Source organism: Streptomyces sp. NPDC051207, assembly GCF_040682395.1.
Taxonomy (GTDB): domain Bacteria; phylum Actinomycetota; class Actinomycetes; order Streptomycetales; family Streptomycetaceae; genus Streptomyces.
Window position 1 is genome coordinate 232129 of sequence record NZ_JBFBAX010000004.1, and the last position, 23486, is coordinate 255614.

A 23486-nucleotide genomic window follows, 5' to 3' on the forward strand; every position below is an offset into this window, starting at 1 on the left:
ATCTGGGCCCCACACCTATGCAACTTACTCACCCTTTACTCGGTTCCCGATTCGGGGCGGGAACGAGGCAGGATTGTGACCATGTCCAACACCCCCATGGCGGCGAGCCCGCTCACCCGGGCCGTCCTGGAGATCGACGAGTACGTCTCCGGTCTCGGCTGGGACCAGCCCGCCCGCCTCTTCGCCCTTGTCGACACCGCACGGCTGCGGGCCGAGCAGCCCACGCTCGCGGACCGGCTCGGTCTCACGGATGAGCAGGAGTCCTCCGGTCTCACCCCGATCGAGCAGGACGAACTTGCAACGGACAAGCCGCTCGACGAGTTCCTGGGCACCATCGCCTGGCCCGACGCGGTGGTGGGCTGCGCGCTCTCCGTGGAGCGCCTGATGCTGCCGCCGTCCGCCGAGGCGCAGGTCCCCACGGACCTGAGCGAGGCGCAGCTGACGAAGTGGGTGGCCGAGCACCCCGAGCGTCAGGAGGTCCGGATGACGGTCGCGGTGCTGCGCGACGGCGCCCGCGAGTCGGCCCTGCGGCTGCGTGAGAAGGACTCCCCGACGGAGGTCCTCACCGGGTCCGACCTGGTGCCGGGCCTGGCGGAGGCGCTGGCGGCGACGTTCGAGGACTGAGCGGTCCGGCTGTCCTTCACGTGGCCGGGGGCGCCGCGCTCGGTGCGGGGCGCCCCCGGCCACGTGCGGGCGGCTGTCGGCCGGCGGGCCGGGGTCAGCCCTTGGCCGAGCAGGCCGGCAGGTCGGCGGTGTCCCCGGCGCGGATGTCCTTCAGGGCGTCGAGGGCGTCGTCGATGGTGTCCACCTTGACGAGGGAGAGGCCGTCGGGGACGTCCCTGGCGGCGGTCGCGCAGTTGTCCGCGGGCGTGAGGAAGTACTGGGCGCCCTTGTCGCGGGCTCCGAGGGTCTTCATCTCGATGCCGCCGATCGGCCCGACCTTGCCCGCGTCGTCGATCGTCCCGGTGCCGGCCACGAACGCGCCGCCGGTCAGGCTGCCCGGGGTGAGCTTGTCGTAGATGCCGAGCGCGAACATCAGACCGGCGCTGGGACCGCCGACGTCGGCGAGCTTGATGTCGATGGTGAACGGGAAGGTGTGATCGGTCCCGGCGGAGATCCCGACGACGGCCCGCTTCTCGCCGTCGTCGTCGGACGCCGCGGTGGTGATGGTGACGTCCTCCGTCTTCGCCGTCGCCCGGTTCTCCTTCTCGGCCGCGGCCTGCTCCTTGGCGGGCACGATCGTGAAGACGACGTCCTGGCCCGGCTTGTGCTTGGTCACCAGTTCGGCGACGTCCGCGGGCCGCTTGACCGCCGTGCCGTCGACGGCCTTGATCACGTCACCGGCGTGCAGCCGGCCCTCGGCCGGGGAGTCCTTCACGACCGTCGAGACGATCACCCAGGACTTCACCGGGATGCCGAGTTCCTTCAGGGCGGCGACCTTGGCGCTCTCCTGGGACTGGCTGAACTCCTCGGCGTTCTCCTGGGTGGACTCCTCCTCCGTCTTGCCGTCCGGGTAGAGGGTGTCGTGCGGCACGACCTTGTTGTCGTGCGCGAGCCAGCCGTACACGGCCTCCACGAGGTTCATCCGGTAGTCGGCGCTGGTCACGCGCACCGTGGTCATGTTCAGGTGCCCGCTCGTCCCGTAGGTCTTCCGTCCGGAGATCTGCAGAACCGGCTCGCCGTCGTGCTGCCCGAGGGTGTTCACCGTCGGCCCCGGGGACATCTCCGCGTACGGCACGGGGATGAACACTCCGACGCACAGGAGCGCGATCAGCATCAGGGTGGAGGCGAGCATCGTCGCGGTGCGGCGTGGCATGGAACGACAGTACGGGACGCTTCTGTCAGGTGACCGTCAGGGCCGTCCGCACGAGCACCCGGCAGCGCTCAGCTCCTCGGGCCGGTCTTCTCCATGGCCTCGCGGAACCGGGCGTACCCGATCAGCTCGGGCCCGTCGCTGCGCACCCTGCGGGTCCTGTTGGCCCAACTGCCCCACAGGCCCGCGCCGATCGCAGCCACCAGCGGAATCAGCAACCAGGCAAGCGCCGCCATGCCGACCTCCCCAATTCCGTCGCGCGTCCGCAACTGACTGATCAGCAGATTAACCATCCGCAGTGACAACGCTCACGCCAGGGGGGCGGTTACGCAACCGGAGGCATCCGGTGGGCAGCCGGCTTCAGCAGGCGCCGACCCACTCCTCGGTGCCGTCGGAGAACTTCTGGTGCTTCCAGATGGGCACCTCGTGCTTGAGGTCGTCGATCAGCTTCCGGCAGGCCTCGAAGGCCTCCCCGCGGTGCGGGCAGGACACGGCGACGACCACGGCGAGGTCCCCGACCGCCAGCTCGCCCACCCGGTGGACGGCGGCCAGGGCGCGCACGGGGTAGTCCGCGGCGACCTTCTCGGCGACCCGCCGCATCTCGGCCTCGGCACTGGGGTGGCACGAGTAGCCGAGCTCGTCGACGTCCGCGCCGCCGTCGTGGTTGCGCACAGTGCCGACGAACAGGGCCGTGCCGCCCGCGGCGTCGTCCCCCACCGCGCGGAAGACCTCGTCCAGCGAGAGCGCGCTGTCCCGGATGGCGATCAGCTTGATCGGGTCCTGCGCCGCCTGCTCACCGGGGTGGTCGTTCGTGGGTGCCATGCCCCCATCGTGCCCCACCCCACCGACAACGCGGAATAGCGCCATCCCCCGGCACGCACGCGTGCCAGTTTGGAGCCTCCTACAACAGGCGGACGCCGGAAGCGGCGGGCGGTGCGCCTCAGATCCGCCGGCGCGCCTTCCGCGCGCGCCGCACCACCGCGGCGGCGCCCAGCAGCGCCACGGTGGCTCCCGCGGCACCGGCGGCCGTCGCGTCCTTGCGCCCGAGCCGCCGCCCGGCGACGGTGTGCCGCCCGGCGACCTCCTCCAGCAGCTGCGCGAGCACTTCCTCGTTGGTGTACTGCGGCCGCCACCCCGCGTCGTGCAGCCTGCTGCCGCTCACCACCCAGGGGTACATCGTGTAGGCCAGGTCCCCGGCCGGGGACGGGGTGAGCCCGATCCGGTGCAGCCGGGCCGCGGCCCCCAGGGCGACGGTCGACGGCAGTTCCATGCGCCGGATGCCGCTGAGTTCCTCGACCTCCTCCTGTTCCAGCCAGCCGTCGCAGCCGACGGCGAGTTCCCCCTCGGCCTTCTCCAGGACGGCGTACTCCAGGGCGCTGCACAGATCCTCGACGTGGCAGAACTGCCACGCGGGCCGCGACCCGGCCACCACCAGCAGACGGGGCGACTCGAAGTACCTGGTCAGGGCGGTGTCGGTCCCGCCGACCAGGACGGCGGGACGGGCCACGGTGACGTTGAGCCCCGGATGCGCCCGGGGCGCGCGCCGGGCCAGCCGCTCGATCTCCAGCAGGTCGCCCACGCCGGTGGCCTCCGCCGTGGCCCGCAGCTCGGCGTCCTCCGACAGCGGCAGCTCGTTGTCCGGCAGCGCGCCGTACACCATGGCGGAGGTGCACAGCACGACCCGGTGGACGCCGGCCGCCGCGGCGGCCGTCAGGACCGTCTGCGTCCCCCGGACGTTGTAGGCCGTTCGGGCGGCAGCGTCCGTCTCCAGATCGAGGTCGAGCGCGAGGTGCACCACCACGTCGGCGCCGCGGAGCTTGTCGGCGATGGCCGGGTCCCGCACGTCGAGGATGTGCCACTGGGCCTGCTCGCAGTCGCCGCGCCGTTCGTCGATGGCGACGACCTGCTTGATCTCGTCCGACGCGGCGAGCCGTTCGGTGAGCAGGGCACCGATGCCGGACGCGGCTCCGGTGACCGCCACGACGGGCCCTCTGCGCGGGGGACTGGTTGACTGGTTTCGCGCTGCGCGAACCTGCGGATCTGGGGAACTCACCGGGCGTCTCCAGCGGTTGTCTTCAGTACGAACACGCGCTACGCGCACGTACCAGGTGGCATCCATCCTGCCCCAGGCGGTCAGTCGGCGAAGCACCGAGGCCCGATCGGCCCCGGGTGTCTACGCTGGGTGGTGTTGTCGGGCAGCCGTGCCGCCGGAAAGAACCGGCGGCCCTACCAGCCGAGGAACCCCGTGAGTGACACCCCATTCGGATTCGGCCTTCCGCCGGAGGAGCCGGACGACGGCGACGAGGGCAAGAAGAAGGACCAGCAGAACGGTGGTGGTCAGGACCCGGCCAACCCGTTCGGTTTCGGGCTGCCCGGAGCCGGGGGCTTCGCAGGCCCCGGCGCGGACAATCCGTTCGCTGCCATGTTCGGCTCGCTGAACCCCACCGACCTGGGCGCCGCGTTCCAGCAGCTGGGCCAGATGCTCTCGTACGAGGGAGGCCCGGTGAACTGGGACATGGCCAAGCAGATCGCCCGCCAGACGGTCTCCCAGGGCACGCCGGACGGCGTCAAGGACGCGAGCATCGGCCCGGCCGAGCGCAGCGCCGTCGAGGACGCCGTCCGCCTGGCCGACCTGTGGCTGGACGACGCGACGTCCCTGCCCTCCGGCGCCGCCTCCGCGGTGGCGTGGAGCCGCGCGGAGTGGGTCGAGGCGACCCTGCCCGCGTGGCAGGAACTGGTCGACCCGGTCGCCGAGCGCGTCGGCACCGCCATGGGCGACGTGCTGCCCGAGGAGATGCAGGCCATGGCCGGCCCGCTGATCGGCATGATGCGCTCGATGGGCGGCGCCATGTTCGGCACGCAGATCGGGCAGGCCGTCGGCGTGCTCGCGGGCGAGGTCGTCGGCTCCACCGACATCGGCCTGCCGCTCGGCCCGGCCGGCCGCGCCGCCCTGCTGCCGGTGAACATCAAGGCGTTCGGCAAGGACCTGGGCGTGCCCCAGGAGGAGGTGCGGCTGTATCTCGCGCTGCGCGAGGCCGCCCACCAGCGCCTGTTCGCGCACGTTCCGTGGCTGCGGTCGCACCTGTTCGGCGCGGTCGACGGCTACGCGCGCGGGATCAAGGTCGACACGGCGAAGCTGGAGGACGTGGTCGGCCAGTTCGACCCGCAGAACCCCGAGCAGATCCAGGAAGCGCTCCAGCAGGGCATGTTCCAGCCGGAGGACACGCCGGAGCAGAAGACCGCCCTGGCCCGACTGGAGACCGCGCTGGCCCTCGTCGAGGGCTGGGTGGACGCCGTCGTGCACGCCGCGGCCAAACCGCGGCTGTCCTCGGCGGACGCGCTGCGCGAGACGCTGCGCCGCCGCCGCGCCTCGGGCGGACCCGCGGAGCAGACGTTCGCCACGCTGATCGGCCTGGAGCTGCGCCCGCGGCGGCTGCGCGACGCGTCCCGGCTGTGGGCGTCGCTGACGGACGCGCGCGGTGTCGACGGCCGGGACGCCCTGTGGGCGCACCCGGACATGCTGCCGACGGCGACCGACCTGGACGACCCGGACGGCTTCGTGCACCGCGAGCAGATCGACTTCTCCGAGCTCGACAAGATGCTCGGCGAGGCGGCCGGCAAGCCCGACCTGACGAAGCACGACCGGGCCGAGGGCAAGACCGACGGCAAGGACCACGGCGAGGGCGACGGCAAGGGCGACGAGTGAGCCTGCACGACGACGCGGTTCTCGTACTGAAGGCCTACGAGGACCAGCCGGAGCTGCGCCAGGTCTACCTGGACTATCTCGCCGCCCACCCGGACGGCATGTGGAAGGCCTGCCCGGACGCTCACATCACGGCCAGCGCCCTGGTGGTCGACCCTTCGCGGGAGCGGGTCCTGCTGACCCTGCACAAGAAGCTCCGCATGTGGCTCCAGATGGGCGGCCACTGCGAGCCGGGCGACGCGACGCTGACGGCGGCTGCCCTGCGCGAGGCGACCGAGGAGTCCGGCATCGAGGGCCTGACGCTGGTCGCGGGCGGCCCGGTGCGCCTGGACCGGCACCGCACGCCCTGCGCCTGGCACCTGGACGTGCAGTACGCCGCGCTGGCCGCGCCCGGGGCCGTCGAGGCGATCAGCGACGAATCCCTGGACCTGCGCTGGTTCCCGTACGCCGAGGTCGCGGACGTGGCCGACGACTCGGTCGTACGGCTGCTGGAGGCGACGCGCCGGCGGCTGTGAGCCCGGGGCTCATCGGCACGCGTAAGGGGCGTCCGCCATTGGCGGGCGCCCCTTACGTGTGCCGTCCGTCTGCTTTCCGGATGGCCGGTCGGGCGGTCGTCCGTTCGACCGGCCGGGCGGTCAGTTCCAGACGTTGCCCTGGTTCTGGCCGCGCGCCCCCTGCTGTCCCATGCCGTACTGGGCGGCGACGCCCGACCCGGCCTGGGCGTTCTGCGGCGGCAGCAGCTCGCTGGGCTGGACGAGGGCGAAACCGGAGCCCATGAAGCTCAGCTCCCAGCCCTCACCGGTGCTGCCGCGGCGCCGCCACACGCCCGAGGAGTGCGTCTGCGCCTGCATCTGCACCCGCAGGCTCGTGGACCAGGCCACGATCGCGTCGGCGTCGCAGTTGACGTACTTGTCGGGCGTCACCCGCAGCATCAGCGGCATGCCCGAGGTCATCAGCGCGACCTTGCCGCGGCCGGTGATGTTGAGCTGGTACTTCCCCGAGCCGGAGATGCCGTAGAGGCTGTCCACGGCGACGACGTCGTGGTGCAGCCCGGAATCCATCGCCAGCACGTAGCTGCTGTCGACGGTGAGGCCGTCGTGGTCGACGTCGACGACGTGCACGTGCTGCTTGAGGTTGGCGAGGTAGACCGTGCCCTGCCCGTGGCAGCGCATCAGGTCCAGGCCCTCTCCCGTGTGCGCACGCGTGTGTGCCTGGCCGTTGCCCTGGTACTCGGCGTCGAACTCGACCAGGCCCTGATAGGCGACCATCGTGCCCTTGCGGGCGAGGATGTCGTCGTGGCCCTCCAGGGTGACGCGGAGCATCTGCTTGTTCTGCAGGCTCCAGCGCTCCTGGGACTGCTGGTCGTTGTAGGCGAAAATCGGGCTCTGCATGGTGTGGTGCTCCCCCTCAGCCCCGGACCCGGAGACGGTCGGTGCTGTCCTCGCTGGGCTGGACGACGACGATGCCCTGACCGGAGAAGGCCATCTGGTAGGCCTCGCCGCTGCCGCGGCCGATCAGCGACTGCGCCTTGAAGCTGCGCTTGCCCTTCACCTTGAGGTTCGGGGACCAGGCGACGAGCGCGTCGGGATCGACGTACGTCTCGTCCTCGCCGCCGCCGCAGTCGACCACGATGGGCTTGCCCCGGGAGGTCAGCGCGACCCAGCCCTGCCCGGAGATCCTGGTGTTCCACAGGCCCTGCCCGGCGAACTTCGCCAGGCCCTTGACCCGCTCCACGCCCCACTGGAGGTGGGCGTCGAAGGCGAGCAGGTTGGTGGCGTTGACGGAGATCCCGTCGCCGTTGAGGTTGATCACGACGACGTTCGCGCCGTAGTCGGCGAGGTAGAGCAGCCCGTCGCCGGAGCACTTCATCAGGGGCGCGCCCTCGCCGGTGACCCAGTCACGGGCGATCTGGCGCACGGCCGGCGGGTTGGGCTCGTACTGGACGAACCCCTCGTAGGCGACCATCGAGCCCACGCGCGCGAGGAGGTCGTGCCCGGTCTGCATGGCGACCTTCAGCATGTGGTTGCCGTGGTTCTCCATGCGGGCGGCGACGGGTGCGGGGGCGTAGCCCGCGAGCGGCTGGTTCATGAACGGGCTCTCCCTCAGATCTCGTAGGGCTGGACGATGACGAAGTTGCCGGGCGCCGCCCGGAACTGGAGGTTCACGCTCTCCCCGGTGTCGCCGGGGTAGGCGTTGCGGCGCATCCGCACCTGGCTGGAGACGACCACCTGCGCGGCGGCCGACCAGGCGACCACGGCGTTGCAGTCGGCGAACGTGGTGGGCGTGACGGGCAGGACCACGGGCGTGCCGTGCGTCTTGACCACGATCGTGCCGGTGCCCTGGAACTGCATCGTGAACAGCGCGCCGCCGGGAATGCCGTGCCCCTCGATGCGGCGGACCTCGTACTGGAGGGTCTCGTCGAACGCGAGGACGTTCTCGGCGGAGACGCACACGGCGTCGCCCTGGAGTTCGATGGGGTGCAGCATCGTCGAGTTCTCGGCGAGGAACACCTGGCCCTGGCCGGTACAGCGCATCAGCTGCATCTCCTGGCCGGTCGCGTTGCCCACGACCCGGCCGGAGAATCCGGCGCCCTTGTAGCTGAAGTCGACCTTGCCCTGGTAGAGCACCATGCTGCCCTGCCGAGCCAGCACGGGCTGCCCGCCGATGCCGAGGTCGACGCGGACCATCTTGCGGTTCTGCTGCGTCCAGCGCTGCCCGGTGGGCGTCTCCCGGAACTGCTGGAGCGCGGCGGCCACGCCGGGACCCTGCGGTGCGCCCTGGGGAACACTCTGAGGAACACCTTGCGGTGCTCCGTAGGGCGCCTGCCGGCCCGGGTCACCGGGCGGCCGGCCGTACGGCGGCTGCTGGCCGTAACCGGGCGGCGGGGCCGGCTGTCCGTACCCGGGGGGCGGGGTCGGCTGCCCGTAGCCGGGCGGCGGAGTCGGCTGCCCGTAGCCGGGCGGCGGGGCGGGTGCCTGCGGTGCCTGCGGTGCCTGCGGTGCCTGCGGCTGGGCGTAGCCCGGGGGCGGCGGGGCGCTGGGGCCCGGGGCCTGGCCGTACGGCGGCGGCTGCTGGCCGGGCTGCCCGTAGGGGGCGGGTGCCGGGGGCGGCACCGGGGAGCCGCCGGGCGGGGTGTGCAGGGGCGCGACGACGGTCGGCGCCGTGTGCACGGGCGGCGTCACGTTCTGCGGCGGGGGCGTGGCAGCCGGCGGGGGTGCGAAGGCCTGCGGGACGGGCGCGGGGGCGGGAGCGGGCGTGCCCGAGTTCTGCGGCGCGGGGGCTCCGAACGCGGGCGGCACCGCGGGGACACCGCCGGGGGGCGCGAACCCCGGGTTGGCACCGGCCTGCGGCTGCGGCGCGGCGGGCGTCTCCTCCTCGGCCACCTCGCCGCCGAAGTTCTTCAGCAGCGCGTCGAGGCCGCCGTCGAAGCCCTGGCCGACGGCGGCGAACCGCCACACGTCCTTCAGGTAGAAGTCGCCCAGCATCACGGCGCGCTCGGTGCTGAACTCCGAGCCGCTGAACGGGTAGCGCGCCACTTCCTCGCCGCCCGCGACGATGCGCAGATAGCCGGGACCGATCTGCGACATCTGCCCGGCGCCGTCGATCGTCGCCGTGAAGGACAGCTTCTGGATCTGGGGCGGGATCCGGTCGAGGGTGACGCGGAAGGACTCGGTGTCACCGGCCTGCGCACCGAGGAGCTGGATGGACTCCTCGGGCGACTTCGGCTGGTTGTAGAAGATGAAGTACCGGTCGTCCGAGAGCCGCTCGCTCGCGTCGAGACCGAAGCAGCTGATGTCGAAGCTCAGCCCGGGCCCCGAGATCTGCACGCCCACGTACAGATCCGTCCCCGCGGTGAGATCACTGACCCTGGCCTTGTGGCCGCGTTGGAATTCCCTGGCCATGCGTAACGACCGTCCCCCATCCGGAAGTGAGTGCGTCGCGCCAGGCTAACGGCAAACTCGGACACCGGACGATGTCGGTACAGACCCGGTACACAACCCTCGCCCGGCCGTGCCGGACCCGCCTCCGGGGAGGGCTTGATCACTCGCCGGGCGGGCCGGGCACGTGCGGCAGCCGCTCGGCCGCCACGACCCCTTCGAGGTAGCCGCGGGCCCGCTCGGTGCGCGGATACGCGTCCAGCAGTCGCCAGAACCGCGGCCCGTGCCCGGGCACCAGAAGGTGCGCCAGTTCGTGCAGGAGGACGTAGTCGACGACGTACTCGGGCATGCCCTGCAACCGGTGCGACAGGCGGATGCTGCCCTGCGCCGGGGTGCACGAGCCCCATCGGGTGTTCTGGTTGGTGACCCAGCGGACCGAGACGGGCCTGGCACGGCCGCCGAAGTACTGCTCCGACAGCCGCTGGGCGCGCTGGGCCAGCTCGGCGTCGCCGAGCAGCCGTTTGCTCTCCTGGGCGGCGAGTTTGTCCAGCATGACGCTCACCCAGCGCTGCTCCTCCGCCTCGGACATCCGGGCGGGGATGAGCACGACGGTGCGATCGCCCTCCCGGTACGCGGAGACCGTCCTGCGTCGACGGGAACTCCTGCGCACCTCGATCGCGCTCGCCTTCGAGCCGCTGGGCGGCGGGCTCGTCGTGCTGCGCTGTGGGGTTCCGGCGCGGTGCAGTGGGTCGGCGGACACGCCCCGACCGTACCCGTCCCGCGTGGGGGAAGTCCCGGCTCCGGGCGGCCTTCCGCCCCGATCCCCACCGACCGCTTGATTCGTACGACTAATCACGTCTCCTTGTGGACAACTCTCGACGCCCTCGCGGCCGGGTCGGGCATGCTGGCTCTTGCCGGGGCGGCTTCGACCGAGCCCGCCCGGCGCACGGGGACGTTCAGTGGCATACGGGGGCCTGCGATGCATCCAGTGGTGAAACCCGCGCTCAGGCGCGGCTGGCGTGATCTCAATACGGTGCAGTTCGGGATGAGCCCGGCGCACGCGCTGACGCTCGGCCCGGTCGACACGGCGACGGGCAGCTTCCTGGAGCTGCTCAACGGCACCCGGGGGCTCCCCCTGCTGCGCAAGGAGGGGCGGCGGATGGATCTGCCGGACGGCCATGTCGACCGGCTGGTGGCGCGGCTGACACGGGCCGGGCTGCTCGACGACGCCCAGGGCGGCGGACCGGCTGCCGCCGCCCTGCGGGAGAAGACGGACGTCCTGGACCGCTTGTCCCCCGATCTGGCCTCACTGTCGCTGATCACGCCGGAGCCGGGCGACGCGATGAGACTGCTGGCCGCGCGCGCCTCGCTGCGGGTGCAGGTGCGGGGCGCGGGCCGGGTCGGCGCGGTGCTGGCCGGGCTGCTGTCGGGCGCCGGCGTCGGGGAGGTCGACGTGCGGGACTGCGGACGCGTCGAGCCGTGGGACGTCGCGCCGGGCGGACTGCCGGCCGAGGCCGTCGGCGACCGCAGGGACGAGGCGGCCAGGCGTGTGGTGCGCGATGCCGCCCCGGACCGCCCGGCACGCCGGGTCTCTCGGTCGCGGCTGGAGGATCCCGAGCCGGGCTTCTCCCTGGTGATCGTCGCCCCGCGGGATGACGTCGCCGTGTACGCGCCCGACCCGGCGACCGCGGAGCCGCTCATGGCATCCGGCACGCCTCATCTCTACGCGGGCGTCGTGGAGGGGACGGGCGTCGCCGGCCCGCTGGTCCTGCCCGGTGAGACGGCCTGCGCCGGCTGTCTGCAGGAGGAGCGCACCGACCGGGACCAGGCCTGGCCGCGCCTGCTCGCCCAGTGGCGGTCGGCGAGGCCGCGTCAGGTGCGGGCCTGCGATCTGGCCCTGGCGACAGCGGTCGCGGGGCTGGCGGCGGCTCACGCGCTGGCCTTCCTGGACGGCCGGGTACCGTCGGCTGCCGGCGCACGCTGGGAGGTGTCCGCACCGGACCTGCACTGGCGTGCGCGGCCGGTTCGGGCGCACACCGCGTGCCCGTGCGCAGCGGCGGAGAAAGGTAACCAGGAACACACCCCTGAGAACGGCGCATCGCACGAGACAATGGCAGAGCAACAGCCGTCAGAAGAGCTTCATCGTCAGGCAGACGCTGCGCGGCTGGCTGGGACCTGGAGGGCGCATGTCTGATCTTCCCCGCAAGGCGGTCACCCGGACCGCCAAGCTCGCCGCGCTCCCGCTCGGCTTCGCCGGCCGTGCCACCTGGGGGCTCGGCAAGCGCATCGTCGGCGAGTCGGCGGAGCTCGTCGGCCGTGAGCTCCAGCAGCGCACCGCGGACCAGCTCTTCAAGGTGCTCGGTGAGCTCAAGGGCGGCGCGATGAAGTTCGGACAGGCGATGTCCGTCTTCGAGTCCGCCCTGCCCGAGGAGGTCGCCGGTCCCTACCGCGCGGCGCTGACCAAGCTCCAGGACGCGGCGCCGCCGATGCCGACACGTACGGTGCACGCGGTGCTTCAGGAGCGGCTCGGCGCGGACTGGCGCGAGCTGTTCCTGGAGTTCGAGGACAAGCCCTCGGCGGCAGCGTCCATCGGCCAGGTGCACCGCGGGGTGTGGCACGACGGCCGCGAGGTGGCCGTCAAGGTGCAGTACCCGGGCGCGGGCGAGGCCCTGCTGTCCGACCTGAACCAGCTGAGCCGCTTCGCCCGCCTGCTGGGCCCGCTCGTGCCCGGCATGGACATCAAGCCGCTGATCGCGGAGCTGAAGGACCGGGTCTCCGAGGAGTTGGACTACGGCCTGGAGGCTCAGGCCCAGCAGACGCATGCCGAGGAGTTCGCGGGCGACCCGGACATCGTGGTGCCTGCCGTGGTGCACCAGAGCGATCAGATCCTGGTCACCGAGTGGATGGACGGCGTTCCGCTGTCCGAGGTGATCGCGGACGGCACCGACGAGCAGCGCGACCGGGCGGGCCAGCTTCTGACCCGCTTCCTGTTCTCCGGCCCGGCCCGGACCGGCCTGCTGCACGCCGACCCCCACCCCGGGAACTTCCGCCTGCTGCCCGGCGGCCCCGGCGGCGAGGACGACTGGCGCCTCGGCGTCCTGGACTTCGGCACGGTCGACCGCCTGCCCGGCGGCCTGCCGCCGACGATCGGCGAGTCACTGCGGATGACACTCGACGGCGAGGCGGAGGCCGTCTACGAGATGCTCTGCGCCGAGGGCTTCGTCAAGGAGCACATAAAGCTGGACCCCGACGCCGTCCTCGACTACCTGCTGCCGATCATCGAGCCGACGCAGGCCGAGGCGTTCACCTTCAGCCGGGGCTGGATGCGCGGCCAGGCGGCCCGGATAGCCGACCCCCGCTCCCCCGCCTACCAGCTGGCCAAGCAGCTCAACCTCCCCCCGGCCTACCTCCTGATCCACCGGGTGACGCTGAGCACGATCGGCGTGCTGTGCCAGCTGGGCGCGACGGTGCGGATGCGGGACGAACTGGAGGAGTGGCTGCCGGGCTTCGTGGAGGAGACCGACGAGGAGGAGTCGGCCGCACCGGCGTGACGCCGACGCGATAACCCGCGAGGCCGGCGACGGCTGACGAGATCAGCGGCGATGGCCAGCACGGCCGACAGGCCGACAGGCCGACAGGCCGACAGGGCTCAACGCGCCGCGGGGGCCGGTCCGTTCGGCCGGACCGACCCCCGCGGGGAAAGCTCACCTCCCGCACCGGGAGGTCACCGCTTCAGGCGTGCATGGTTACTGCATGACGGCCATGGCGAGCGCACGGCGGGCGCGCAGGGAGGCACGCTCCGCCCGACGCTGCATCCGACGGGCGGCAGCCAGGCGCACGGCCTGACGCTCCGCCTCGGCCTCGTGCAGGCGCTCGTGCATATGCGCACGTGCCAGGGCTTCTGGGATGAGTTGCATTTCTCGGGTCCTGTTCTGACGCGAGTCCTTCGCGTCACTGAGGTTGACGTCTTCGGTAGCGGAGCCTGCGGGCTCGTAAGTGGACGGCTTCATCGGGGCCTGCTTCTTGGGGTCGTGCGTGAGGGGACGGTCGATCGTTCCTGCGGTGTTCATGCCGTGACCGGGTTCTTGCGCGGGCGGCCACGCGGCCGCTTCCGGGCGACGACAACACCCTGGACGAACAGCTCGCCACCCCAGACGCCCCACGGCTCACGCCGCTCCTTCGCGCCGGCGAGGCAGGCCTCCATCAGCGGGCAGGTGCGGCACAGCGACTTGGCGTACTCGACATCGGCCGGCGACTCCGCGAAGAAGACCTCCGGGTCGTAGGAACGGCAGGGGACGGGTACGCCGAGGTTCTCGATGGCGTCGTCGAGCGCGGTGAGCGCGGTGAGCGGAGTCAAGGTGGAGTCCTCCGTGAGGCCGGGCTTGGGGATCGTGTCGGAAGGCGGTACGGACGGGGCGTGCGCTTCGAGTTGCACGGATCGTCTTCCTCGTCTGTTCGTTCCGGCCGGGGTCGGCCGGGGTCGGCTGGGTACCGGGTTCTCTTCTTGTCCCGAGGCTCCTTCGCTCCGCTGTCCACGTTCGCGGACAAACAGAAGGGCCGCGGATCCCGGGTGGGGTTCCGCGGCCCTGAAGGCGCCGGCCTGATCGAGATCAGGCTGGATCACTCCAGGGTTCTGGCCCACGGAAGGCCCACATCAGGTGGTGCTGCGTCGTCTGCTTCCGGAATCCGGCACCGGTCGCCGTAAAGGCATAGGCCTGCGCCTGTGCCACTACTGCAGCTTCCAGTGCCTTGGTCGGTCGCTCATCGCGCTCACGGACGGGAAGACCCGCAGGAGACACGGCGGACGCCGGACGGACGGCACGAATGCCGGACAGACCGGTGCCCGGGTTCGAGGCGCCGAGCAGGCACAGGGAGGCGACGACCGAGGGATCGGTCATTTTCACGGTGCTGAAGGAGCTGGTGTTGATGCTGATCACTGGAATCGCCTCCTCTCGGCGTCTCGGGGGACTGGGGTGAACCAGTCCGCGGATATGCAAGTACAACACGGATTCAGGGCCTCCGAGAAGGCCGCTGTTCCCGTGCCTAAGAACCTATGGGGCTTGCTGGGGCAGGCGCAAACTATTTTTTCGACGAGTTCGCATCAGTCGTCATCTGGTCGTCCTCGTCCTCGGACGCGAGGTCCTGACCTGCGCACAGGGCGAGGACGTCGGCGCCGTAGCGGTTGAGCTTGCGCATGCCGACTCCCGGGATGCGCGCCAGCTCGTACTCGTCCTCGGGGGCCGTCTCGGCGATGGCCATGAGGGTCTTGTCGGTGAAGACGCAGAAGGCGGGCTGCCCGCTGCGCCGCGCCTGGACGGCCCGCCACTCGCGCAGCCGCTCGTAGAGGCCCTCGTCCATGTCGGAGGGGCAGTCCTCGCAGCGCATCAGCTTCATCTCACCGGCGTCGGTGAGGGTGCGGCCGCAGACCCGGCAGCGGGCCGGGGTACGCCGGGTGCGCCGGGGTGCGGCGTCGGCGGCAGGCGTGGAGCCTCGCTCGACGCCGCCCGTCCCGGCCGCGGCGCCGCAGCCGGCCGTCCCCGTCGAGCCGGGGCGCAGTCCGGCGAGGAAGCGGCTGGGCCGGCGGCCGGCCCGCCCGCCCGGCGAGCGGGCCAGCGCCCAGGACACGTGCAGGCGCTCGCGGGCTCGGGTGACGCCCACATAGAGGAGGCGGCGCTCCTCCTCGATCTGCTCGTCGGTCTTTGCGTAGGTGATCGGCATCATGCCCTCCGCGACGCCGACCAGGAACACCACGTCCCACTCCAGGCCCTTGGCCGAGTGCAGGGAGGCGAGGGTGACGCCCTGCACGGTCGGGGCGTGCTGGGCGCTCGCCCGCTCGTCGAGTTCGGCGACGAAGTCGCTCAGGGTGGCGCCGGGTCTGGCGGCGGCGAAGTCATGGGCGAGGTTCACGAGAGCGGTCAGGGACTCCCAGCGCTCTCGGGCGGCACCGGAACCGGCCGGCGGCTCGGACGTCCAGCCCTCTCCCGACAGGACGGCGCGCACCTGGGAGGGCAGGTCGACGGCGTCGTCCAGGAGGGAGTCGTTGCCGCCGAAGCGGGCCGCGCCGCGCAGGGCGACACCGGCCTTGCGCACCTCGGGCCGGTCGAAGAACCGCTCGGCGCCGCGCAGCTGGTAGGGCACCCCGGCGTCGGCGAGGGCCTGTTCGTAGGTCTCGGACTGGGAGTTCGTGCGGAACAGGACGGCGATCTCGCCGGCCGGCACTCCGGACGCGACGAGTTCCCGGATGCGGCGGGCGGCGCCCTCGGCCTCGGCGGGTTCGTCGGTGTACTCGGTGTAGACGGGATCGGGCCCAGGGGCGCGCTGGGAGACGAGTTCCAGTCGGTGGTCGGCGGCGCGGCCACGGGCCTGGGCGAGCAGGCCGTTGGCGAGGTGGACGATCTGGGGGGTGGAGCGGTAGTCGCGGACCAGCTTGACGACGGTGGCGCCGGGGTGGCGGTTGCGGAAGTCGAGGAGGTGGTCGGGGGTTGCGCCCGTGAACGAGTAGATCGTCTGGCTGGCGTCGCCGACCACGCACAGGTTGTCCCGGTCGCCGAGCCACAGTTCCAGCAGGCGCTGCTGGAGAGGGCTGACGTCCTGGTACTCGTCCACCACGAAGTGCTGGTACTGGGAGCGGACCTGGTCGGCGATGTCGTCCCGGTCCTGGAGGACGGCCACCGTCAGCAGCAGGACGTCCTCGAAGTCGATGACGGCGCGCTCGCGCTTGACGTCCTCGTAGGCGGCGTAGAGCTGGGCGATCTCGGCCGGGGCGCGGGGTGCCTCACGGCCGGCCTTGGCGGCGGCGAGCACATAGTCGGAGGGGACGGTCTGGGTGACCTTGGACCACTCGATCTCCGCGGTCACGTCGCGCAGCTCGCCGCGGTCGAGGCGGATGCGGCAGGCGGCTGCCGCGTCGGCGACGAGCTGGATCTTGCGGTCGACGAGCCGGGGCATGGAGCCGCCGATCGCTTTCGGCCAGAAGTACTGGAGCTGGCGCAGCGCCGCCGAGTGGAACGTGCGGGCCTGGACGCCGTGGGCGCCGAGCTGGCGCAGCCGGCCGCGCATCTCCCCGGCGGCGCGGTTGGTGAAGGTGACGGCGAGCACGCTGGAGGGCTGGAGGATTCCGGCGCGGACGCCGTAGGCGATGCGGTGGGTGATCGCCCGGGTCTTGCCGGTGCCGGCGCCCGCCAGGACGCAGACCGGTCCGTGCAGGGCGGTGGCCACTTCGCGCTGCTCGGGGTCGAGCCCTTCGAGCACCGCGTCGGCCGTCTCCGGTACCTGCGGGAAGAGAGGGGAGTGCGTTGCTGCTGTCACACCGCCATGCTGCCAGGTCGCCAGAGACGGGTGAGCCGGTTGTCCACAGGCTTGGCCTCGCAGTCGTATCAATGCGGCAGGCGTCACCTCATACGGCAGGTTCGCTGATGCGGCAGGTGTCACGTCACGCAGCGTCCCGTCCCGTCGCCGGGCGGGAATGGCCGCGCCCTCTCGTACGTTCCTCCACTGCGACCACGCATCCCCGAGCCGCCGAAGGAGCGCAAGAAGACATGTCGGGCACTGTGACGATGTACAGCACCACGTGGTGCGGCTACTGCCGCAGGCTGAAGAGCCAGCTGGACCGCGAGGGCATCGCGTACACCGAGATCAACATCGAGCAGGACCCGGAGTCCGCGGCCTTCGTGGAGAAGGCGAACGGCGGGAACCAGACCGTTCCGACGGTCCGGGTGCTGCCCAAGGCCGGCGGCGACGAGGTCGTGATGACGAACCCGAGCCTGGCGCAGGTGAAGCAGGCGCTCGGCGCCTGACCGCACCGGGACGCGCAGCGGGAAGGCCCCGGCCGGAGACAGCCGGCCGGGGCCTTCCCGCGCGCCGGGCGTGCGTGTCAGACGCTCCGGGTCGGCAGCGGCTTGCCGTACCAGAGCTCGATCAGGCGGGCCGCGATGGAGATGCCGTACGGCGGGAGGACCTCGCCGGATGCGAAGGCGGCGGTGAGTTCGTCGCGGGAGAACCAGCGGGCCTCGTGGATCTCGTCCCCGTCGACGTCGATGTCGGTGGACGTGGCGCGGGCCATGAAGCCCAGCATGAGGCTGGACGGGAACGGCCAGGGCTGGCTGGCGACGTACTCGACGGGGCCGACGGTGACGCCGGCCTCCTCGTAGACCTCGCGGCGCACCGACTGCTCGACGGATTCGCCTGGTTCGACGAAACCGGCGAGCGTCGAGAAGCGGCCCTCGGGCCAGTGCACCTGGCGGCCCAGCAGGATGCGGTCGTCCTCGTCGGTCACGGCCATGATCACGGCGGGGTCGGTGCGGGGGTAGTGCTCGGCGCCGCAGGCGGGGCAGCGGCGGATGTGTCCGGCGGCGGCGATGACGGTGCGCTCGCCGCAGCGGGAGCAGAAGCGGTGCGTGCGCTGCCAGTTCTCCAGGCCGACGGCGTGCACCATCAGGCCGGCGTCGCGCGGCGACAGCAGCAGGCCCGCCTCGCGCAGGCCGGCGGGGCGCGCGGACTGGTCCATGCGCCCGGGCAGCGAGTCCTTCTGGAGGGCGAAGTACCGCACGCCGTCCTCGTCGATGCCGAGGAAGTAGCGGTGTGCCTCGGTGAGGGGGGCCTCGAAGGACGGGGTCATGACGAGTTCGGTGCGGCCGTCCGGTGTCTCGTCGATGAGGACCTGGCCGCCGGAGACGACGAAGCAGCGCGTCGTGGGGTGGCTCCACGCCGCCGCGAGCCATGCCTCGTCGAGCCGGTGGTGGGCGGCCCGGTCGATGCCGCTCGGGGCGGTGAGTGAGATGGGGCGGTCGGCGGTGTGGTCGGTCCAGGTGGTCACGGGTGCTTCCATCTCCCCCGGTGGAACGGTGTGTGTCGGCGGCGGTTCAGCAGGCGGTTCGGCGGGAGGCGGCCCGGGCCTGAGCGGGTCCGGTCGGGCGGGGCGGCCCTCCCGGTGTGCCCCGCGCGGGATGCCGCTCCGGACGGTTCGGGGCGGTCAGGGCTCGTGCCTCCAGTGCTCGCAGAGGTCGCCCCACAGGTACGCGCTCGTCTCGGCTCCCTTGAGGAGGAGGTCGAGTTCCACCTTCTCGTTCGGGGCGTGCCAGCCGTCGGAGGGGACCGAGATGCCCAGGAAGAGCACCGGGACGCCGAGGACCTCCTGGAGGTCGGCGGCGGGCCCCGAGCCGCCTTCGCGCGTGTAGCGGACGGGCTTTTCGAAGGCCCGGCCCATGGCGCGCACCACGGACTGCAGCGCCGGGTGGTCGAGCGGGGTCAGGCACGGGCGCGTGGCCGCGGCGAACGTGATGTCGCAGCGGATTCCGGCGGGCACCTGTCCCTCGGCCCAGGCGCGGACGGCCTTCTCGATGTGGCCGGGCTCCTGGCCGGCGACCAGCCGGAAGGACAGCTTCACCATCGCGGAGGACGGGATGATCGTCTTGCTGCCGGGGCCCTGGTAGCCGCCCCCGATGCCGTTGACCTCGGCGGTGGGGCGGGCCCAGACGCGCTCCAGGGTCGTGTGTCCGGCCTCGCCGTGGGTGGCGTGGGACTTGGCGGTGGTGAGCCAGCGCCGCTCGTCGAAGGGCAGCTCGGCGAAGAGTTCCCGCTCGCGGTCGGTCAGTTCGACCACGCCGTCGTAGAAGCCGGGGATCGCCACGCGTGCGTGCTCGTCGTGCAGGGCGGCGACCAGGCGGGCGACGGCGGTCGCCGGGTTGGGGACGGCGCCGCCGAAGGAGCCGGAGTGGATGTCCTGGTCGGGGCCGTACAGCCGGATCTCGCACTCGGCGAGGCCGCGCATGCCGGTGCACACGGTGGGGGTGTCCTCGGACCACATGCCCGTGTCGGAGACGATCACGGCGTCCGCGGCGAGCCGGTCGGCGTGCTGCTCGACGAGGGCCCGGAAGTGCGGCGAGCCGGACTCCTCCTCGCCCTCGATCAGCAGCTTCAGGTTGACCGCGGGGGCGGTGCGGCCGGTGGCGGCGAGGTGGGCGCGGACGCCGAGGGTGTGGAAGAACACCTGGCCCTTGTCGTCGGCGGCCCCGCGCGCGTAGAGGCGGTTTCCGCGGACGACGGGCTCGAAGGGGTCGCTGTCCCAGCCGTCCTCACGGGCGGCGGGCTGCACGTCGTGATGGCCGTAGACGACGACCGTGGGCGCCCCGGGGTCGGCGCAGGGCCACTCGGCGAACACGGCCGGGGCGCCCGACGTCTCCCAGACCTCGACCGTCGGGAAGCCGGTCTCCTTCAGCTTCGCGGTGAGCCAGTCGGCGCTGCGCCGTACGTCCGCCGCGTGGCCGGGCTGGGCCGACACGGACGGGATGCGCAGCCACTCGGCGAGGTCGTCGAGGAAGGCCGTGCGGTGCTGCTCGATGTACGTACGGACGGCGCTGTCCGGGGTCTGGCTCATGGTCACGAGCCTATCGGCCCGCACCGACATCCTCGGAGTGCGGTTCCTCACCGGACGGCTCCTCGAGCAGCAGCCGCTCCAGGGCCGCCCGGTCGGGCAGATCGTCCGGGCGTACGACCTCTCCGGTGCGCACGTACAGGAACGCGGCCGTGACGGATTCCAGCGGCACGCCCTGCTGCTCGGCCCAGGCGAGCCGGTACACCGCGAGCTGGAGCGGGTCGGCGGTGCGGCCGTGGCCGGTCTTCCAGTCGACGATCTCGTACGTCGCGTCCTGCCCGTCGCCCTCCTTGTAGACGGCGTCGATCCGGCCGCGGACGACCCGGCCGGCGACGGCGAGCTGGAAGGGGGCCTCCACGCGGTAGGGCGTGCGGTGCGCGTACTCGGTGCGTTCGAAGGCGTCCTTGAGGGCTTCGAGGTCGCGTTCGTCGGCGATCTCGGCCTCGCTGCCGGGCAGGTCCTCCGGCTCCAGCATGGGCAGGGTCAGTTCCTCGAAGCGGGCCTCGACCCAGGCGTGGAAGCGGGTGCCGCGGCGGGCGGCGGGCTGCGGCGGGCGCGGCATGGGGCGGGCCAGCTCCTGCGCCAGGCCGTCCGGGTCGGCGGCCAGGCGCAGCAGCTGGGAGGCGGTGAGCGAGGCCGGGAGGGGGACGTCGGTGACGGACGCGCGGGCGCGCAGGAGTTCACCGGCGAGGGCGTCGAGGTCGCGGTCCCAGGAGGCGACGACGCGGGCCTCCTCGGGGGTGAGCGAGGAGCGGCCGACGGCTTGCGGTGCCTCGTCCGCCCGCCGCCCGGGCTCATCGGCGGGCCGGGGAAGTCCGTCGGCGGGCCGCGAAGGGGCATGGGCGGGGCGGGGAAGCCCGTCGGCGGGCCGCTCGGGCCCATGGGCGGGCCGCGGCGGACGGGGCCGTTCGTCCTCGGGTGAGCCGGTGGCCTCCGGTGCCGTCGCCTGGTGGGGGACGGCCGGGCGGTCCGTCGTCCAGGTCTCCCAGTCGGCCGGGTCCTCCTCGTAGGGGTCGCCGGCGAAAGAGCCCTCGAAGGGGCCTGCGGAGGTGTCCGCGAAGGGGTCCTCGTCCGTGACCGGAACGTCGTCGTCCGGCGGCGGGGGCCAGTCGGGGTCGTCGTATGTGTCCGGATCGTGCGTGGCCGCGGGGTGGCCCTCGTCGTGGGAGGCCGCCAGGGTTTCGAGGTGGGCCAGTACGGTCTCGGCGGCCGCCCTGCGCCTGGCCAGCGCCGTCGCGTCCAGGGGCAGCGGCCACACCTGGTCGGCGGTCGCCCGGTGCAGGGCCGGGTTCTCCTCGTCCTCGGCGGGTTCGTCGGCCCAGGCCTCGATCTCGCCGTGCCCGGCGGCGCAGTGGTCGTACAGGGCCCGCAGGAACGCGGACGGTCCGCGCGGCTTCTTCTGGGTGGGCCCCCACCAGTGGCCGGAGCCGAGGAGCAGGGAGCGGGGCCGCGTGAAGGTGACGTATCCGAGGCGGAGTTCCTCGGTGTGCTGGTGCTCCTTCATGGCCTGCTGGAAGTCCTTCAGGCCGCGCGCGTCCCAGGAGGCGACGTCGGGCAGCGTGTCGGCGTCGCCGCGCAGCTCGTGCGGCAGCACCTTGCCCTGCGCCGTCCACTTCTCTCGGCCCTTGGAGCTGGGGAAGGCGCCGGTGACCAGGCCGGGTACGGCCACGACGTCCCACTCCAGACCCTTGGACTTGTGCGCGGTGAGCACCTTCACGGTGTTCTCGCCACCCGGCAGGGCGTTGTCGAGGCCCTTCTCGTACTGCGCGGCGGTGCGCAGGAAACCCAGGAAGGCCAGCAGGGTCGCCGTGCCGTCCCCCGCGGCGAAGGAGGCGGCGACGTCGAGGAAGTTCGACAGGGTTTCGCGGCGGCGGGCGGCCAGCGCGTGCGGCGACGCCGACAGCTCGACCTCCAGTCCGGTGACGGTCAGGACGCGGTGCAGGACGTCCATCAGCGGGTCGGACAGGGAGCGGCGCAGGTCGCGCAGTTCGGCGGCGAGCCGGGCGAAGCGCACGCGCGCGTCCGGCGAGAACGGCAGCCCGTCGTCGTCTCCGCGGCCGTCGAACGGCGTCTCCAGGAACGTGTCGAGGGCGTCCGCGAGCGAGGTCACCTCGGCGGGGTCGACGCCCTCGACGGCCGCGGCGAGCCGCCGGTCCGGGTCGTCGTCCACACGCGTGTGCGACACGAGCAGCCGGGCGCGGCGCCCGAGGAGGGCGAGGTCGCGCGGGCCGATGCGCCAGCGCGGCCCGGTCAGCAGCCGCACCAGGGCGGCGTTGGCGCCGGGGTCCTGGAGCACTTCGCAGACGGCGACGAGGTCGGCGATCTCGGGCAGGTGCAGCAGCCCGGACAGGCCCACCACCTCGACGGGGACGTCCCGGGCGACGAGTGCGGCCTGGATCTCGGCGAAGTCGGCCGCCGTGCGGCACAGGACGGCGATCTCGCCGGGTGCCTTGCCGGTGCGGACGAGGTGGGCGATGGAGTCCGCCACCCAGTCGATCTCCTCGGTGTGGGTGCGCAGCAGGGCGCAGCGGACCAGGCCGTCGCGTTCGGCGCCGGGGGCCGGGCGGAGGGCCTGCACGCCCGCGTGCATGGCGCGCAGCGGTTCGGCGAGGCCGTTGGCGAGGTCCAGGAGGCGTCCGCCGCTGCGGCGGTTCTCGCTGAGGGCCTGGCGGGTGGCGGGGCGGCCGTCGGCGTGGGCGAAGTGCTCGGGGAAGTCGTCCAGGTTGGCGACGGAGGCGCCGCGCCAGCCGTAGATCGCCTGGCAGGGGTCGCCGACGGCGGTCACCGGGTGGCCGGTGCCGCCCCCGAACAGGCCGGCCAGCAGCAGGCGCTGGGCCACCGAGGTGTCCTGGTACTCGTCCAGCAGCACGACGCGGAACTCGTCGCGGAGGATCTCGCCGACCTCGGGGCGGGTCCGGGCGAGGGTCGCCGACAGGGCGATCTGGTCGCCGAAGTCGAGCAGGTCGCGTTCCCGTTTGGCGGCGCGGTAGCGCATCACCAGGTCGGCGAGTTCGTGCCGGGCGGCGGCGGCCTCGGGGACCTTGCGCAGATCGGCGTTGCTGAGCTTCACGCCGTCCAGGGTCCGCAGCAGCCCGGCGTCCCAGGCGCGCAGGTCCTCGGGCCGGACGAGGTGTTCGGCGAGTTCGGAGTCGAGGGCGAGGAGGTCGCTCACCAGGTCCGGGAAGGAGCGGGTCAGGGCCGGGTAGGGGCCGGGGGCCTCGCGCAGGACGCGCGCCGCGAGCTGGTAGCGCGTGGCGTCGGCGAGCAGGCGGGACGTCGGCTCCAGGCCGATGCGCAGGCCGTGGTCGGTCAGGAGACGGCCCGCGAAGGCGTGGTACGTGGAGATCACCGGCTCGCCCGGAGGGTTGTCCGGGTCGATGGCGTCGGGGTCGGTGACACCGGCCTTGACCAGGGCCTTGCGGACGCGTTCGGCGAGTTCGCCGGCGGCCTTGTTGGTGAACGTGAGGCCGAGCACCTGCTCGGGGGCGACCTGGCCGGTGCCGACGAGCCAGACGACGCGCGCCGCCATCACCGTGGTCTTGCCCGACCCGGCGCCGGCCACGATCACCTGCGGGGCGGGCGGCGCGGTGATGCACGCCGTCTGCTCCGGGGTGAACGGGATGCCGAGGAGCTCCTTGAGCTGTTCGGGGTCGGTGATACGAGCGGGCACCCGAGAGAGGCTAGCGGCGGGCACTGACAACGGATGACGCCATCGGCCGC

General features: G+C 72.5%; 21 protein-coding genes. 6 read left to right on the top strand and 15 right to left on the bottom strand.

The genetic code is table 11. From position 1 onward, the window contains the following. Nucleotides 1-81 precede the first annotated feature (81 nt). Nucleotides 82-624 (top strand): PPA1309 family protein, encoded by a 543-nt coding sequence (locus AB0M97_RS06290; RefSeq protein WP_365959557.1) that lies wholly within the window; start codon nucleotides 82-84, stop codon nucleotides 622-624. 94 nt (nucleotides 625-718) lie between these two features. On the opposite strand, the gene AB0M97_RS06295 is transcribed toward AB0M97_RS06290, so the two are convergent. From AB0M97_RS06295 to AB0M97_RS06310, 4 genes are all read right to left on the bottom strand, one after another. Further along, on the bottom strand, nucleotides 719-1816 hold the full coding sequence (locus AB0M97_RS06295) for a PDZ domain-containing protein (RefSeq protein ID WP_365959559.1): 1098 nt from the start codon (nucleotides 1814-1816) through the stop codon (nucleotides 719-721). Between the two features lie 68 nt (nucleotides 1817-1884). After that, complete coding sequence (locus tag AB0M97_RS06300) at nucleotides 1885-2049, bottom strand: hypothetical protein (protein ID WP_365959560.1); 165 nt, start codon at nucleotides 2047-2049, stop codon at nucleotides 1885-1887. Between the two features lie 124 nt (nucleotides 2050-2173). Further along, the gene (locus AB0M97_RS06305; RefSeq protein WP_365959562.1) at nucleotides 2174-2635 is read right to left on the bottom strand and encodes a molybdenum cofactor biosynthesis protein MoaE; all 462 of its coding nucleotides are present in this window, start codon (nucleotides 2633-2635) and stop codon (nucleotides 2174-2176) included. A gap of 118 nt (nucleotides 2636-2753) precedes the next feature. Next, nucleotides 2754-3866: an SDR family oxidoreductase gene (locus tag AB0M97_RS06310; RefSeq protein ID WP_365959563.1), complete on the bottom strand. Its 1113-nt coding sequence runs from the start codon at nucleotides 3864-3866 to the stop codon at nucleotides 2754-2756. A gap of 192 nt (nucleotides 3867-4058) precedes the next feature. Here AB0M97_RS06310 and AB0M97_RS06315 point away from each other — a divergent pair, with 192 nt between their 5' ends. Next, on the top strand, nucleotides 4059-5519 hold the full coding sequence (locus AB0M97_RS06315; protein ID WP_365959564.1) for a zinc-dependent metalloprotease: 1461 nt from the start codon (nucleotides 4059-4061) through the stop codon (nucleotides 5517-5519). Beyond that, nucleotides 5516-6031, top strand: coding sequence for an NUDIX hydrolase (locus tag AB0M97_RS06320; protein ID WP_365959565.1), 516 nt, complete (start codon nucleotides 5516-5518; stop codon nucleotides 6029-6031). The genes AB0M97_RS06315 and AB0M97_RS06320 overlap by 4 nt, the downstream gene beginning before the upstream one ends. A 120-nt stretch (nucleotides 6032-6151) precedes the next feature. Here AB0M97_RS06320 and AB0M97_RS06325 read toward each other — a convergent pair whose 3' ends face one another. The 4 genes from AB0M97_RS06325 to AB0M97_RS06340 form a co-directional block, all read right to left on the bottom strand. Further along, a complete protein-coding gene (locus tag AB0M97_RS06325) occupies nucleotides 6152-6907 on the bottom strand; it encodes an AIM24 family protein (protein WP_365959566.1) in 756 nt (251 codons plus the stop codon). A gap of 16 nt (nucleotides 6908-6923) precedes the next feature. Continuing rightward, complete coding sequence (locus tag AB0M97_RS06330) at nucleotides 6924-7604, bottom strand: AIM24 family protein (RefSeq protein WP_279548604.1); 681 nt, start codon at nucleotides 7602-7604, stop codon at nucleotides 6924-6926. Between the two features lie 14 nt (nucleotides 7605-7618). Beyond that, entirely contained in the window at nucleotides 7619-9418 is a 1800-nt protein-coding gene (locus AB0M97_RS06335) for a TerD family protein (RefSeq protein WP_365959567.1), read from the bottom strand. Nucleotides 9419-9557: 139 nt separating this feature from the next. Continuing rightward, nucleotides 9558-10154, bottom strand: a complete 597-nt coding sequence (locus AB0M97_RS06340) for a M48 family metallopeptidase (RefSeq protein ID WP_365959568.1) — start codon at nucleotides 10152-10154, stop codon at nucleotides 9558-9560. 219 nt (nucleotides 10155-10373) lie between these two features. On the opposite strand from AB0M97_RS06340, the gene AB0M97_RS06345 reads away from it, so the two are divergent. Both AB0M97_RS06345 and AB0M97_RS06350 read left to right on the top strand, forming a co-directional pair. Beyond that, entirely contained in the window at nucleotides 10374-11588 is a 1215-nt protein-coding gene (locus AB0M97_RS06345) for a ThiF family adenylyltransferase (protein ID WP_365959569.1), read from the top strand. Further along, nucleotides 11581-12945: an AarF/ABC1/UbiB kinase family protein gene (locus tag AB0M97_RS06350; protein ID WP_365959570.1), complete on the top strand. Its 1365-nt coding sequence runs from the start codon at nucleotides 11581-11583 to the stop codon at nucleotides 12943-12945. Before AB0M97_RS06345 ends, AB0M97_RS06350 begins: the two co-directional genes overlap by 8 nt. A gap of 195 nt (nucleotides 12946-13140) precedes the next feature. Here AB0M97_RS06350 and AB0M97_RS06355 read toward each other — a convergent pair whose 3' ends face one another. From AB0M97_RS06355 to AB0M97_RS06370, 4 genes are all read right to left on the bottom strand, one after another. Continuing rightward, nucleotides 13141-13464, bottom strand: coding sequence for a hypothetical protein (locus tag AB0M97_RS06355; protein ID WP_365959571.1), 324 nt, complete (start codon nucleotides 13462-13464; stop codon nucleotides 13141-13143). Beyond that, entirely contained in the window at nucleotides 13461-13829 is a 369-nt protein-coding gene (locus AB0M97_RS06360; protein WP_019754617.1) for a WhiB family transcriptional regulator, read from the bottom strand. Before AB0M97_RS06360 ends, AB0M97_RS06355 begins: the two co-directional genes overlap by 4 nt. A 175-nt stretch (nucleotides 13830-14004) precedes the next feature. Beyond that, complete coding sequence (locus tag AB0M97_RS06365) at nucleotides 14005-14331, bottom strand: hypothetical protein (RefSeq protein ID WP_365959572.1); 327 nt, start codon at nucleotides 14329-14331, stop codon at nucleotides 14005-14007. Between the two features lie 142 nt (nucleotides 14332-14473). Further along, nucleotides 14474-16702 carry an ATP-dependent DNA helicase UvrD2 gene (locus tag AB0M97_RS06370; protein WP_365959573.1) on the bottom strand — a complete coding sequence of 743 codons (2229 nt, stop codon included), beginning with the start codon at nucleotides 16700-16702 and terminating at the stop codon, nucleotides 14474-14476. Nucleotides 16703-16932: 230 nt separating this feature from the next. On the opposite strand from AB0M97_RS06370, the gene AB0M97_RS06375 reads away from it, so the two are divergent. Continuing rightward, nucleotides 16933-17190 (top strand): mycoredoxin, encoded by a 258-nt coding sequence (locus AB0M97_RS06375; protein ID WP_365959574.1) that lies wholly within the window; start codon nucleotides 16933-16935, stop codon nucleotides 17188-17190. Nucleotides 17191-17267: 77 nt separating this feature from the next. Here the strand turns inward: AB0M97_RS06375 and nudC are convergent, their stop codons facing one another. From nudC to AB0M97_RS06390, 3 genes are all read right to left on the bottom strand, one after another. Continuing rightward, nucleotides 17268-18221, bottom strand: a complete 954-nt coding sequence (gene nudC, locus AB0M97_RS06380) for an NAD(+) diphosphatase (RefSeq protein WP_365959575.1) — start codon at nucleotides 18219-18221, stop codon at nucleotides 17268-17270. 144 nt (nucleotides 18222-18365) lie between these two features. Beyond that, nucleotides 18366-19769: a dipeptidase gene (locus AB0M97_RS06385; RefSeq protein WP_365959576.1), complete on the bottom strand. Its 1404-nt coding sequence runs from the start codon at nucleotides 19767-19769 to the stop codon at nucleotides 18366-18368. 10 nt (nucleotides 19770-19779) lie between these two features. Beyond that, nucleotides 19780-23436 (bottom strand): UvrD-helicase domain-containing protein, encoded by a 3657-nt coding sequence (locus AB0M97_RS06390; protein ID WP_365959577.1) that lies wholly within the window; start codon nucleotides 23434-23436, stop codon nucleotides 19780-19782. Nucleotides 23437-23486: the final 50 nt, after the last annotated feature.

Coding starts and splice junctions, on each gene's coding strand:
- nudC (WP_365959575.1), bottom strand. CDS start 18,221: ATGGAAGCACCCGTGACCACCTGGACCGACCACACCGCCGACCGCCCC.
- AB0M97_RS06330 (WP_279548604.1), bottom strand. CDS start 7,604: ATGAACCAGCCGCTCGCGGGCTACGCCCCCGCACCCGTCGCCGCCCGC.
- AB0M97_RS06290 (WP_365959557.1), top strand. CDS start 82: ATGTCCAACACCCCCATGGCGGCGAGCCCGCTCACCCGGGCCGTCCTG.
- AB0M97_RS06345 (WP_365959569.1), top strand. CDS start 10,374: ATGCATCCAGTGGTGAAACCCGCGCTCAGGCGCGGCTGGCGTGATCTC.
- AB0M97_RS06335 (WP_365959567.1), bottom strand. CDS start 9,418: ATGGCCAGGGAATTCCAACGCGGCCACAAGGCCAGGGTCAGTGATCTC.
- AB0M97_RS06355 (WP_365959571.1), bottom strand. CDS start 13,464: ATGAACACCGCAGGAACGATCGACCGTCCCCTCACGCACGACCCCAAG.
- AB0M97_RS06295 (WP_365959559.1), bottom strand. CDS start 1,816: ATGCCACGCCGCACCGCGACGATGCTCGCCTCCACCCTGATGCTGATC.
- AB0M97_RS06375 (WP_365959574.1), top strand. CDS start 16,933: ATGTCGGGCACTGTGACGATGTACAGCACCACGTGGTGCGGCTACTGC.
- AB0M97_RS06305 (WP_365959562.1), bottom strand. CDS start 2,635: ATGGCACCCACGAACGACCACCCCGGTGAGCAGGCGGCGCAGGACCCG.
- AB0M97_RS06350 (WP_365959570.1), top strand. CDS start 11,581: ATGTCTGATCTTCCCCGCAAGGCGGTCACCCGGACCGCCAAGCTCGCC.
- AB0M97_RS06325 (WP_365959566.1), bottom strand. CDS start 6,907: ATGCAGAGCCCGATTTTCGCCTACAACGACCAGCAGTCCCAGGAGCGC.
- AB0M97_RS06300 (WP_365959560.1), bottom strand. CDS start 2,049: ATGGCGGCGCTTGCCTGGTTGCTGATTCCGCTGGTGGCTGCGATCGGC.
- AB0M97_RS06385 (WP_365959576.1), bottom strand. CDS start 19,769: ATGAGCCAGACCCCGGACAGCGCCGTCCGTACGTACATCGAGCAGCAC.